The sequence below is a fragment of the Pseudomonas sp. GW821-FHT01C01 genome (assembly GCF_059422645.1).
Genome location: NZ_JBWKXF010000026.1, coordinates 1 through 12,312, shown reverse-complemented (window position 1 = coordinate 12,312; position 12,312 = coordinate 1). Strand labels below are relative to the sequence as shown.

Below are 12,312 nucleotides of genomic sequence, written 5' to 3'. Positions count from 1 at the left end.
GCCCGCTCCCACAGGGATTGAAGTTGGCCACAAGATTTGTGGTGCACACCAACCACTGTGGGAGCGGGCTTGCTCGCGAAGCTTTTAGCTAGCGCTGCGCGTGGTACAGGCTCACATGCCGAAACTCGTGGGGCTCGGCCAGATCCGGCAGGGTCATGGCTTCAAGCATTTCGATGCGCCGGTACAAGGGATGGCGAAAATCCCGCACTCGAGAGTCCGCCACCAGCGCCTCCCGGCCGCGACTGAGGAACTGGTCGAGCAGCGGCAGGTTCGCCCGGTCGTACAACACATCTGCCACCAGAATCAGATCGAAGCGATCGGCCTCGGCGAAAAAATCCGTCGAGTAATTGAGCTGTACATCATTGAGTTCGGCATTCGCCCGGCACGCGGCAATCGCCAGCGGGTCGAGGTCGCAGGCTAGCACTTCCAGCGCGCCGGCCTTGGCCGCGGCAATCCCCGCCACGCCAGAACCCGCGCCGAAATCCAGTACCCGCTTGCCTTCGACCCAATCTGGGTTTGCGGCCAGATAACGGGCCACGGCCAGACCACTGGCCCAGCAGAAACTCCAGTACGGCGGTTCATGCAGGATGCGCCGGGTTTCTTCCGGGCTGAAGGCGCGGTCCATGTTGTCGCCGTCGATCAGCCATAGCTGCAAATCGGTTTCCGGCAACGGGCAGGCCACCAGTTGTGCATCGCCGAGCAATTCAGCCAGGGCCCGTTGCAGGTCGAGCGGTGCACTCATGGGGCTTTGACAAATTGCAGTTGGCCCAGGGCCTGGGTGGTCGGCTGGGTAATCAACTGCGACGGCAGGTGCAGGATCAACTGGCCGGACTGACTGGCGCGGCCGCGCAGTTCAACGCGGGCACCGACCGGGAAGGATTCCGGATTGAAGCGCAAGTGAAACGGCAGCACCTGGTTGTTGCCGATCAGGCTGGAACTGGCGAGCAATTGTTGCGGGCGGTCTTTTTCGTCGATCACCAGCAGCGCCAGTTCGACTTCAGCGCCGGCCGGCACACCTTGCAGGGTGCCGCTCAATTCGCGCTGATACGCGGGCAGCGGGCCAAGTTCGGCAGCCTCCCGGGCCTTCTTCTGCGCTTGCTGCGGCGCCGGGCCTGGCGTTGGCGGCTGGGGCTTGGGTGCATCGCTGCCGCAAGCCACCAGCAGGCTGAAAACACTGAGCAAAACGAGCGGGCGTAACGACATTGGTGGCTCCATAAAGCTGAATTCCATGGATCAAGTGATCATCCCGTCTGTATACCGCAAACCCTATGGCTTGTCTTGCCACCGGGATGCGCTACCATGGCCCTCCCTTTTTTTGTTGCCTGCCACCATGCACTGTCCCTTCTGCGGTGCCAACGACACCAAGGTCATCGACTCGCGTCTGGTCGCCGAGGGCGAACAGGTGCGCCGCCGGCGTGAATGCCTGGCCTGCGGCGAGCGTTTCACGACGTTCGAGACGGCTGAACTGGTGTTGCCGCGCCTGATCAAAACCGACGGCAGTCGCCAGCCGTTCGACGAAGAAAAACTCCGTGCCGGCATGCAGCGTGCGCTGGAGAAGCGCCCGGTGAGCGTCGAGCGCCTCGAATCGTCGCTGGTGCACATCAAACACAAACTGCGTGCCACCGGCGAACGCGAGGTCAAATCCCTCGTGGTCGGCGAGCTGGTGATGGCCGAGCTGCAAAAACTCGACGAAGTCGCCTACATCCGCTTTGCTTCGGTCTATCGCCGCTTCCAGGACCTCAACGAGTTCCGTGAAGAGATCGATCGCCTGGCCCGTGAACCGGTGAAAGAATGACCACGACTGCCGAACAAGCCATCCTCGACGCTCATTTCATGGCCCGTGCCCTGGAACTGGCGCGCAAGGGGCATTACACAACGCACCCCAATCCGCGGGTCGGTTGCGTGATTGTGCAGGGCGGGCAGATTGTCGGCGAAGGCTGGCACGAGCGCGCCGGCGAGCCCCACGCCGAAGTCCACGCCTTGCGCGCCGCCGGTGAGCAGGCGCGTGGCGCTACCGCTTATGTGACGCTTGAGCCTTGCAGCCACCACGGCCGCACGCCGCCCTGTGCCGATGCGCTGGTGAATGCCGGTGTGGCCCGCGTGGTCGCGGCGATGCAGGACCCGAACCCGGAAGTCGCCGGTCGTGGCCTGCAACGCCTGGAACAGGCCGGCATCGTCACCGAAAGCGGCGTGCTGGAAGGCGAGGCGCGCAAGCTCAATCAAGGCTTCCTCAAACGCATGGAACACGGCTTGCCGTTCGTGCGGGTCAAGTTGGCCATGAGCCTGGATGGCCGTACGGCAATGGAAAGCGGCGAAAGCCAGTGGATCACCGGCCCGGCCGCACGTTCGGCGGTGCAACGCCTGCGCGCCCAGGCGAGCGTGGTGCTGACCGGCGCCGACACGGTGCTGGCGGACAACGCGCGGTTGACCGTGCGCGCCGATGAGCTGGGGCTGGACGCCGGGCAAACGGCACAAGCCATGAGCCGTCCACCGCTGCGCGTGCTGGTCGACGGTCGCCTGCGGGTGCCGCTGGATGCACCGTTCTTCAAGGCCGGCCCGGCGCTGGTCGCCACCTGCGTGGCGGTGGAGGAGCAGTACGCCAACGGTCCGGAATGCCTGATCGTGCCCGGTTATGATGGTCAGGTCGATTTGCGTCAGCTACTGGTCGAATTGGCTGCTCGTGGAGTCAACGAAGTGCTGGTCGAGGCCGGTCCGCGTCTGGCGGGTGCCTTTGCCCAACTCGGTTTGGTGGACGAGTTCCAGATTTTCATCGCCGGCAAGTTCCTGGGCTCCTCGGCGCGGCCGCTGCTGGACTGGCCGCTCGCGCAAATGAAGGATGCGCCGGAACTCAAAATCACCGAAATTCGTGCAGTTGGCGATGACTGGCGAGTCATCGCCATCCCAGTGCCAGCAGCAAGCGTATAATTTCCGGCCATCGCGCAAGCTTTGGCTTTGTTCTCGAGGAGAACCTCATGTTTACCGGCATCATCGAATCCATCGGCAGTATTCGTGCATTGACCCCAAAGGGCGGTGATGTGCGGGTTCACGTCGAAACCGGCAAGCTCGACCTGAGCGACGTCAAACTGGGCGACAGCATCGCGGTCAACGGCGTGTGCCTGACTGCCGTTGAATTGCCGGGCAACGGCTTCGCTGCTGACGTCAGTCGCGAAACCCTCGACTGCACCGCCATGAACGACCTGAAAAGCGGCAGCCCGGTCAATCTGGAAAAAGCCTTGACCCCGACCACTCGCCTCGGCGGGCACCTGGTCAGCGGTCACGTCGATGGCGTGGGCGAAGTGGTTGCCCGTACCGAAAACGCGCGCGCCGTGGAATTCCGCATTCGTGCGCCCAAGGACCTGGCCAAGTACATCGCCCATAAAGGTTCGATCACCGTCGACGGCACCAGCCTGACCGTGAACGCGGTCGATGGCGCCGAGTTCCTGCTGACCATCATTCCGCACACCCTGAGCGAAACCATCATGGCGTCGTATCAGCCTGGTTGCCGGGTGAACCTGGAAGTGGACTTGCTGGCCCGTTATCTGGAGCGCCTGTTGCTGGGCGACAAGGCCGCAGAGCCTGCAAAATCCGGAAACATTACCGAAAGCTTTCTGGCCGCCAACGGCTACCTCAAATCCTGACTCAAGGGGGTGCCTTGTGGCGCTCAATAGCATCGAAGAACTGGTTGAAGACATCCGCCAAGGCAAGATGGTCATCCTCATGGATGACGAAGATCGCGAGAACGAAGGCGACCTGATCATGGCCGCCGAGTGCTGCAAGCCCGAGCACATCAACTTCATGGCCAAGCACGCCCGTGGCCTGATCTGCATGCCGATGAGCCGCGAGCGCTGCGAACTGCTCAAGCTGCCGCTGATGGCTCCGCGCAACGGTTCCGGTTTCGGTACCAAGTTCACCGTGTCCATCGAAGCCGCCACCGGCGTGACTACCGGTATTTCCGCGGCCGACCGTGCGCGCACCGTGCAGGCTGCTGCCGCCCGTGATGCCAAGGCTGAAGACATCGTCAGCCCGGGTCACATCTTCCCGCTGATGGCCCAGGCCGGTGGCACCCTGGCTCGTGCCGGCCACACTGAAGCGGCCTGCGACCTGGCGCGCATGGCCGGTTTCGAACCGAGCGGCGTGATCTGCGAAGTGATGAACGACGACGGCACCATGTCCCGTCGCGCCGAGCTGGAGGCTTTTGCCGCCGAACACGACATCAAGATCGGCACCATCGCCGACCTGATTCACTACCGGATGATTCACGAACGTACCGTTCAGCGGATTGCCGAGCAGCCACTGGACAGCGAACTGGGCCAATTCAACCTGGTGACCTATCGTGATTCGGTGGAAGGCGACGTGCACATGGCACTGACCCTGGGCAATGTCTGCGCCGAAGAGCCGACCCTGGTTCGGGTGCACAACATGGACCCGCTGCGCGACCTGCTGATGGTCAAGCAGCCGGGCCGCTGGAGCCTGCGCGCCGCGATGGCCACGGTTGCCGAGGCCGGCAGCGGCGTGGTGCTGTTGCTCGGTCACCCGCTCGATGGCGACGTATTGCTGGCGCATATCCGCGAAACCGCCGATCACGCAGCGGTGAAAAAACCGACCACCTACAGCACTGTGGGTGCCGGTTCGCAGATTCTGCGGGACCTGGGCGTGCGCAAAATGCGCCTGATGTCGGCACCAATGAAATTTAATGCGATATCCGGTTTCGATCTGGAAGTTGTAGAATACGTGCCCTCCGAATAAGACACCGGGTTTTGGCATCGTTGTTCACTTGAGGCTTGTTTGATTTACTGTGGCGAGGGAGCTTGCTCCCGCTTGGGTGCGCAGCGCCCACAAAAGGGGCTGCTACGCAGCCCAGCGGGAGCAAGCTCCCTCGCCACAAAGTGAACGTCGTTGCGGGATTCCGGCGCTGTATTCGCGGTTCAAATATCACTGAGGGACGCGTACGAGACGCGTCCCGGCTCTTTAAGAGATCTAACGAATGACCCTGAAGACCATCGAAGGTACCTTCATCGCCCCTAAAGGCCGCTACGCTCTGGTAGTGGGCCGTTTCAACAGCTTCGTCGTTGAAAGCCTGGTCAGCGGTGCAGTTGATGCCCTGGTTCGCCACGGCGTAAGCGAAAGCGACATCACCATCATCCGCGCACCTGGCGCCTTCGAAATTCCGCTGGTTGCACAGAAAGTCGCTCAAAAGGGCGAGTTCGCGGCAATCATCGCCCTGGGCGCAGTCATTCGTGGCGGCACTCCGCATTTCGAATACGTGGCTGGCGAATGCACCAAGGGCCTGGCCCAGGTGTCCATGGAGTTCGGCGTACCGGTTGCATTCGGCGTGCTGACCGTTGACTCCATCGAGCAAGCCATCGAGCGTTCCGGCACCAAAGCCGGCAACAAAGGTGCTGAAGCTGCCCTGTCCGCTCTGGAAATGGTCAGCCTGCTGGCGCAGTTGGAGGCCAAGTGATTAGCGACGAAAGCGATCGTTTCAACCCGCGCGATCCAAAGCCTGCGGATGCCGGCAAGCCATCGAAAAGCGTCAAGCGCCGCGAAGCCCGTCAGCTCGCGACTCAGGCGTTGTACCAATGGCACATGGCCAAGCAGTCGCTGAACGAGATCGAAGCGCAGTTCCGGGTCGATAACGATTTCACCGATGTCGACGGCGCGTACTTCCGCGAAATCCTGCACGGGGTTCCGCAGTTCAAGACCGAAATCGACACTGCACTCAAGCCTTGCCTGGACTTGACCATCGAAGAGCTGGACCCGGTTGAACTGGCGGTTCTGCGCCTGTCCACCTGGGAGCTGCTCAAACGCGTCGACGTGCCGTACCGCGTTGTGATCAACGAAGGTATCGAACTGGCCAAGGTCTTCGGTTCTACCGATGGCCACAAGTTCGTCAACGGTGTGCTCGACAAGCTGGCCCCGCGTCTGCGTGAAGCTGAAGTGAAGGCGTTCAAGCGCTGATTGGCGCTTGAATGTCTTATTGGCGCCATGGGCGAGTTTGAGCTGATCCGCAATTTCTTTGCCGCCGCGCCTTGTGCGCAAGGCGGCGAAGGCGTTGCCCTCGGGATCGGCGATGACTGCGCCTTGCTGGCTGTTCCTCCCGGGGAGCAGTTGGCGATTTCTACCGATACGCTGGTGGCCGGCGTGCATTTCGCCGATCCCTGCGATCCCTTTCTGCTCGGTCAGCGTTCGCTGGCCGTGGCCGTCAGCGACCTGGCTGCCATGGGCGCCACCCCCGTTGCCTTTACCCTTGCCCTGACCTTGCCGACGGTAACCGCCGAATGGCTGCAAGCCTATGCCCATGGTTTGAACCAGATGGCGCAAAGCTGCGGCGTGGCGCTGGTAGGCGGCGACACCACCCGTGGGCCGCTGAGCCTGACCATGACCGTGTTCGGGCGTGTACCGGGCGGTCTGGCGTTGACCCGCAGCGGTGCACAACCGGGCGACCTGCTGTGTGTGGGCGGCGACCTAGGCAATGCCGCCGGTGCCTTGCCCTTGGTGCTCGGACAGCGCACGGCCGAAGCCAGCGTTGCCGAGCCATTGCTGGCGCATTACTGGTCGCCGCAACCACAGCTCGGCTTGGGGCAGGCGCTGCGTGGCAAGGCGACTTCGGCAATGGATATCTCCGACGGTTTGCTCGCTGATTGCGGGCATATCGCACTGGCCTCGAAGGTCGGTATCGAAGTCGAGCAGGATCGTCTGCCGCTGTCGCAGAGCCTGGTCGACTTTCTCGGCCAAGCGGACGCACAGGTTGCGGCCCTGAGCGGCGGCGACGACTACATCCTGGTTTTCACCTTACCGTCCGTCGAGTTGTCACTATTGTTGGCCGACGGCTGGCCGATCCATGTGATTGGGCAGGTGGTGACGGGGCAGGGCGTGAGGCTGCTGGACGCCGATGGCAAAGACATCACCCCGCAAACCCGGGGTTATCAACATTTTCGGGAGTCACCGTGACAGATCATCCCAAACAGGTCCCGGCGGAATTCGTACCGCCGTCGGTCTGGCGTAATCCGTGGCATTTCCTGGCGTTCGGCTTCGGCTCGGGCACCTTGCCAAAGGCGCCCGGCACTTGGGGGTCGTTAGTTGCGCTTCCCTTTATTCCGTTGTGGCAGATGCTGCCCGATTGGGGCTACTGGCTGATGCTGGGCATCACCATGCTGTTCGGCTTCTGGCTGTGCGGCAAGGTGGCCGATGATTTGCGTGTGCACGACCATGAAGGCATCGTCTGGGACGAAATGGTCGGGATGTGGATCACCCTGTGGCTGGTGCCGGAAGGTTGGCAATGGTTGCTTGCGGGTTTCTTGATGTTCCGCTTCTTCGATATCCTCAAGCCGTGGCCGATTCGCTGGATTGACCGGCACGTACATGGCGGTGTCGGCATCATGCTGGATGATGTCCTGGCCGGGGTTTTCGCCTGGTTGGCGATGCAGGGACTGGTGTGGTTTTTCGCCTGATCGGGGATTTCCAGGCGTTAATCAGGAGAGCTGTTAATCGGGGGAAGCAGGGATGGTTCTACGCGGATTGATGTTGATGGCGTTCGCGATGTCTTGCTCTTTTGTCCAGGCAGGGGGAGGGGGTGCTACGCCGCCGTCGGTGATTCATCTGGCCAGCGAAGACTGGGAGGACTACACCGCTGCTGACGGTCATGGGCTGGGTTGGGACGTGCTACGGCAAGTGTTCGAGCCGGCGGGCGTCAAAGTCGACATCCGCACTGAGCCCTACTTGCGCTCCCTGGGCCTGGCCGAACGGGGTGAGGTCGATGCCTGTGTCGGTTCCTATCGTGACGAATCCGAGGGCGTGCTCTATCCCCATTGGAGCTTCGACACCGATCACATCTATGCCTTGGGCCTGGCCAGCAGCCCGGTACCTACCCCGGAAACCCTGGGCAATTATCGACTGGCCTGGGTCCGCGGCTACGATTACCAGCACTACTTGCCCAATGTGCGCCACTTCGACGAAGTGATGCGGCGTACCGGCATCGTGTCGATGCTGACCCACAATCGCGTCGACTTCTATATCGATGCCCTGACCGAAATCGATATCGTCCTCAACCGCGCCAAGGATCCGTCCCAGCTGCGGCGTACCCATATCGCAGAGTTGCCGCTGTATCTGTGTTTCGCCAAGACCGCAAAGGCGCGAACCCTGATGGCTTTGTTCGATCAGCGCATGGAGCAACTGGTGAAAAGCGGCGAGCTGAAACCAATTTTCGAGCGCTGGAAGCAGCCGTATCCGTTTGATTCGAATTGACACGGTTCTTACGGCTGATGATGTACCCAATGTGGGAGGTTGTTATCAAACTATTTGATAGTTATCGCCGATAATTCAGCCTAAGCGTCCTCCGGAACCTGCTGTTACAATGCCGGCTCTGCGAATCTTCAGACTTTTAGATCAGGAGCACACCGGTGCCTGTCGTTTTTGTCGCCGCTTCCAAGCTGCCAACGCCTTTTGCGCAATTCACCATGCACGGCTTTCTCGATGAGGCCACCGGCCGCGAGCACGTTGTGTTGAGCCTGGGTGAGTTCGCCGACGGTGCCCCGGTACTCGGCCGGTTGCACTCCGAATGCCTGACGGGCGATGCCTTGTTCAGCCAGCGTTGCGACTGCGGCTCGCAACTGGAGGCCGCCTTGCAGGCCATCGCCCGCGAAGGTCGTGGCGTTTTGCTCTACCTGCGTCAGGAAGGCCGGGGCATTGGCTTGCTGAACAAGATCCGCGCCTATGAGCTGCAGGACGGTGGCGCCGATACCGTTGAAGCCAACGAGCGCCTGGGTTTTGCCGCCGACCAGCGTGACTACGCCATGTGCCTGCCAATGCTGGAGCACCTGGGCGTGAAGTCACTGCGCCTGATGACCAACAACCCGCGCAAGGTCAAAGCCCTGACCGACATGGGGATCGCAGTCGCCGAGCGCGTGCCGCTGCACACCGGCCACAACCCGCATAACCGTCTCTATCTGGCGACCAAGGCCAGCAAGCTCGACCACATGATGGGCAATGAACATCAGGGCGAGGTAGACCGGGCGTGACTCGCAGTCAGGTGCGGCGGCGATTGTCCGTCAACTGGTGGCAATACCTGGCACTGGCGTTGTTGCCGCTGTTTGTGATCAACGCGGTGTTCGGCCAGGCCGAAGCCATTCTGCCGGTGCTGGCGATGCCGTTGTTCATCGCCGGTGTCGCCTCGATGTTTGTCAGCCTGAAGTTTTTCGGCGCCTACAAACACGCGCTGATCGCCACCCAGAAAGCCCTCGATACCCCTGAAGAGCCTGCCGCCTGGATCAGCCTTGCGGCCAAGCGCCGCACGGCATTCCTTGCCGCCGGTCTGCCGGCCTGGATCGGTGCCCTGGCGGTGTTCGTCGGTCTCGAAGCGGTACCGCTGATGCTGCTGGCGCTGTCGACCGTCGTGCTGTTCTATCTCTACCGTATTCCGCGTCAACTCGGTTGATGCGCGCGGTCTGGCTGGCGCTGTTGCTGCTGGCCGTCAACGGCTCGGCAGTCGCGGTCGAGCGGGTTGTCAGCCTGGCACCATCGCTTTCTGAAATTGTCGTTGAGCTGGGTTCCGTCGACCTGCTGGTCGGTGTGCTGGACGCCGGTGAACGTCCTGCCGAACTCAAGAACCTGCCCTCCGTTGGCCGCTATGGCCAGTTGGACATGGAGCGCCTGCTCAGCCTGAAACCCGATCTTTTGCTGCTATGGCCCGGTAGCGTCGGCCCGGCCCAGCGCGACCAACTCAAGCGCCTGAATATTCCCACTTTCGTCGCCGAACCCCACAGCCTGGACCAGCTCGCCGCGCAGATCGAGGCCATTGCCGCTCAGCTCGGCCGGCCTGAACGCGGAATTTCATTGGCCACCGGTTTACGCCAGCGGCTGGATGAATTGCGCCAACGCTATCGACGGGATCAACCATTGCGGGTGTTCTATCAGGTGTGGGATCGACCGCTGTACACCGTCGGTGGCGAGCAGATCATCAGCGATGCGCTGGATGTCTGCGGCGCTCGAAATGTGTTTGCCGACCTGACGCTGCCAGCACCGCAAGTCAGTGTGGAAGCCGTGTTGCAGCGTAATCCCGAGGTGATCCTGGCCAGCGATCAGGCACAACTTGATGCGTGGAAAGCCTGGCCGCAGGTTGCGGCCGTGGCGCAAGGACAGTTGCGATTGGTGACGGACAAAGGCCTGGAGCGGCCGAGCGGGCAGATGATCGAAGCGACCGCCAAGCTTTGCCAGTTGATCGCGCCCGACCGCTGAGACCGAGTTGACTGTTTCGCGAGCAAGCCCGCTCCCACAGGATCGCGCTAAACCTGTGGGAGCGGGCTTGCTCGCGAAGAGGTCGGCCCAGACAGTACAAGGTCCGGATCAGATCTCCGGCGTCCACGTTACCCCGAACATCCACGCCCGACCTTCCTCGCGATACCCGTGCTGGCTACCTTGGTAGCTGTACAACGCCCGGCTGTAACCCTTGTCCAGCAGGTTATCGACCTTCAGTTGCAGTCTGATTTCACGATTGAGCTCCCAACTGCTGCGCAGTCCCAACAAGGCATAGCCGCCGAGCGGCTGTTGATTGTTCAGGTCGTCGTAGCTGCTGCTGACCGCTTGCCAACTGGCGCCGAGGCCCAGGCGATCGAATTGCCGATCCAGGTCCAGGCTCAAGGTGCGCCGCGCACGACGGGCCAGGGTATGGCCAGTGTCGCGATCCCTCGGATCGATAATCGCCACGCCAAGGTTGCTCTGCCAGCCGAACAATTCCTGCTTCAATGCCGCTTCAAAGCCGTTGATCCGCGCGGAGGCAACGTTCTCCGGGCGCGAGTTGCTGCCGAAGATGATCGCGTCTTCAAGGTCGGTGCGATACAGCGAAGCCTCCAGGCGACTGCTCTCAGTCAACTGGCTGCGCCATTGCAGCTCATAGCTTTTCGAGGTTTCAGGCTTCAGGTCCGGGTTGCTGAAGTCGGGGTAGTACAGATCGTTGAACGTCGGCGCGCGGAAGCCTTCGCTGTAGGTCAGCAGCATTTCGTTGTCCGGGTTCAGCGGCAGGGTGAAGGTGCTGCTCCAGGTATTCTGGCTACCGAACTGCTGGTTATCGTCGTGACGCAGGCCCAACTCCGTGGAGAAACTGTCCGCCTGAAAGCGATGCTGGATAAACGCGGCGCGGTTCCAGCGGCTGTCCTCGTCGTACGCCGTGCTGCTGTTGATCCGGTCTTCATACCAGTCGCCGCCCAGTAGCAGGCTGTTGCGCTCGTTGAGCGTCAGGTCGTTCTGCCAGGTTACCGAGTCGCGGTAAGTATTGAAAACACTGCGTTCATCGCTGAGCTTGTCGAGGGCCTTCTCGCGATTTTCGCTGTGGCCGAAATCAATGCGGGTTTTCCACAGATCGTTGACCCGTGCATCGACGTAGCTGCTGACGCTACTGACATCGAAGTTGCTGTAGGGCTGTTGCTGGACCGACGCGAACGGGCTGTCGAACTCGCTTTTGCCACGGTTATCCAGCACGTTGGCGCCGATCTCGATGTCATCGCCGAGGGCATGGCTCAAGCTCAGGCTGAACGACTGGTTGCGATACTCGTCATGGTCGCCGTCGCTGGGGTGTGACTCGTGGGTGCGATTGATCCCCGCAGTTTCGTCGAGGCTGGCGCCGAGGTTGAAGCGAGTTCGCTCATCACCACCGGACAGGCCAAGGCTGTGCTCCCAGGTCTGGTTGCTGCCAAAACCCGTGTGCAGGCGCGGTTGCAGACCTTGCTCGTCGCCACGGCGGGTGAAGATCTGGATCACCCCGCCAATCGCATCGCTGCCATAAATCACCGAACGAGAGCCGCGCAGCACTTCCACACGCTCGACTTGCTCGATATTGATGTGTTGCAGATTGCTGTCGCCGGAGGTCGAGCTGCCGATGCGCTGGCCGTCTACCAACACCAGGCTCTGGGCCGACTGGGTGCCGCGAATGTAGATGCCCGGCAAACTGCCGCGCCCACCCGATTGCGAGACTTGCACGCCCGGCACCCGACGTAGCAGATCGGTAACGCTATCGGGTTGCAGGCGATCGATGTCTTCACGGGTGAACACCGTGTTGGCGGCACTGCTGTCGTTGCGCGCTTCAACCTGGCGGTTGGCGCTGATCAATACGTCGGGCAGCTTCAGGGCTTGATCGCGTTCGAAGGTGTCGGCCAGCAGCGGGCCGGCCGGCAGCAGGCTCAGCGTCAGGGCGAGGGGGGAGAGTTTCATTGGGAGTCCGTCGGTGTTTCGTGGCGCACACAAATCAAATGTGGGAGCGGGGGGGGGGGGGGGGGGGGGGGGGGGGGGGGGGGGGGGGGGGGGGGGGGGGGGGGGGGGGGG

At 61.9% G+C, this 12,312-nt stretch carries 15 protein-coding genes; 12 read left to right on the top strand and 3 right to left on the bottom strand.

The features are described from left to right. Positions 1 to 88: 88 nt before the first annotated feature. Both AC07XF_RS16820 and AC07XF_RS16815 read right to left on the bottom strand, forming a co-directional pair. Positions 89 to 742: a class I SAM-dependent methyltransferase gene (locus AC07XF_RS16820; RefSeq protein ID WP_007984454.1), complete on the bottom strand. Its 654-nt coding sequence runs from the start codon at positions 740 to 742 to the stop codon at positions 89 to 91. Beyond that, positions 739 to 1,203 (bottom strand): YbaY family lipoprotein, encoded by a 465-nt coding sequence (locus tag AC07XF_RS16815; protein WP_116263840.1) that lies wholly within the window; start codon positions 1,201 to 1,203, stop codon positions 739 to 741. The genes AC07XF_RS16820 and AC07XF_RS16815 overlap by 4 nt, the downstream gene beginning before the upstream one ends. Positions 1,204 to 1,330: 127 nt before the next feature. Between AC07XF_RS16815 and nrdR the strand changes: the two genes are divergently transcribed. The 12 genes from nrdR (at position 1,331) to AC07XF_RS16755 (ending at position 10,233) form a co-directional block, all read left to right on the top strand. Further along, positions 1,331 to 1,795 carry a transcriptional regulator NrdR gene (gene nrdR / locus AC07XF_RS16810; RefSeq protein WP_003228656.1) on the top strand — a complete coding sequence of 155 codons (465 nt, stop codon included), beginning with the start codon at positions 1,331 to 1,333 and terminating at the stop codon, positions 1,793 to 1,795. Further along, complete coding sequence (ribD, locus tag AC07XF_RS16805) at positions 1,792 to 2,925, top strand: bifunctional diaminohydroxyphosphoribosylaminopyrimidine deaminase/5-amino-6-(5-phosphoribosylamino)uracil reductase RibD (RefSeq protein WP_495027353.1); 1,134 nt, start codon at positions 1,792 to 1,794, stop codon at positions 2,923 to 2,925. Before nrdR ends, ribD begins: the two co-directional genes overlap by 4 nt. Positions 2,926 to 2,972: 47 nt before the next feature. Next, positions 2,973 to 3,638 (top strand): riboflavin synthase, encoded by a 666-nt coding sequence (locus AC07XF_RS16800; protein ID WP_495027352.1) that lies wholly within the window; start codon positions 2,973 to 2,975, stop codon positions 3,636 to 3,638. 16 nt (positions 3,639 to 3,654) lie between these two features. After that, positions 3,655 to 4,746, top strand: coding sequence for a bifunctional 3,4-dihydroxy-2-butanone-4-phosphate synthase/GTP cyclohydrolase II (ribBA, locus tag AC07XF_RS16795; protein WP_007984459.1), 1,092 nt, complete (start codon positions 3,655 to 3,657; stop codon positions 4,744 to 4,746). Positions 4,747 to 4,984: 238 nt separating this feature from the next. Then, the gene (ribH, locus tag AC07XF_RS16790; RefSeq protein WP_003228649.1) at positions 4,985 to 5,461 is read left to right on the top strand and encodes a 6,7-dimethyl-8-ribityllumazine synthase; all 477 of its coding nucleotides are present in this window, start codon (positions 4,985 to 4,987) and stop codon (positions 5,459 to 5,461) included. Continuing rightward, entirely contained in the window at positions 5,458 to 5,958 is a 501-nt protein-coding gene (gene nusB, locus AC07XF_RS16785; protein WP_008000432.1) for a transcription antitermination factor NusB, read from the top strand. The genes ribH and nusB overlap by 4 nt, the downstream gene beginning before the upstream one ends. A 27-nt stretch (positions 5,959 to 5,985) precedes the next feature. Continuing rightward, positions 5,986 to 6,951: a thiamine-phosphate kinase gene (gene thiL, locus AC07XF_RS16780; RefSeq protein WP_495027351.1), complete on the top strand. Its 966-nt coding sequence runs from the start codon at positions 5,986 to 5,988 to the stop codon at positions 6,949 to 6,951. Continuing rightward, entirely contained in the window at positions 6,948 to 7,451 is a 504-nt protein-coding gene (locus AC07XF_RS16775; protein ID WP_007970166.1) for a phosphatidylglycerophosphatase A family protein, read from the top strand. The genes thiL and AC07XF_RS16775 overlap by 4 nt, the downstream gene beginning before the upstream one ends. A gap of 52 nt (positions 7,452 to 7,503) precedes the next feature. Then, a complete protein-coding gene (locus AC07XF_RS16770) occupies positions 7,504 to 8,244 on the top strand; it encodes a substrate-binding periplasmic protein (protein ID WP_495027350.1) in 741 nt (246 codons plus the stop codon). Positions 8,245 to 8,399: 155 nt separating this feature from the next. Continuing rightward, a complete protein-coding gene (ribA, locus tag AC07XF_RS16765) occupies positions 8,400 to 9,017 on the top strand; it encodes a GTP cyclohydrolase II (RefSeq protein WP_007984463.1) in 618 nt (205 codons plus the stop codon). Continuing rightward, entirely contained in the window at positions 9,014 to 9,433 is a 420-nt protein-coding gene (locus AC07XF_RS16760) for an MFS transporter (protein WP_495027349.1), read from the top strand. The genes ribA and AC07XF_RS16760 overlap by 4 nt, the downstream gene beginning before the upstream one ends. Beyond that, positions 9,433 to 10,233: a cobalamin-binding protein gene (locus tag AC07XF_RS16755; RefSeq protein WP_495027348.1), complete on the top strand. Its 801-nt coding sequence runs from the start codon at positions 9,433 to 9,435 to the stop codon at positions 10,231 to 10,233. Before AC07XF_RS16760 ends, AC07XF_RS16755 begins: the two co-directional genes overlap by 1 nt. Positions 10,234 to 10,341: 108 nt before the next feature. Here the strand turns inward: AC07XF_RS16755 and AC07XF_RS16750 are convergent, their stop codons facing one another. Beyond that, the gene (locus AC07XF_RS16750) at positions 10,342 to 12,201 is read right to left on the bottom strand and encodes a TonB-dependent receptor domain-containing protein (protein ID WP_495027347.1); all 1,860 of its coding nucleotides are present in this window, start codon (positions 12,199 to 12,201) and stop codon (positions 10,342 to 10,344) included. Between the last annotated feature and the right edge of the window lie 111 nt (positions 12,202 to 12,312).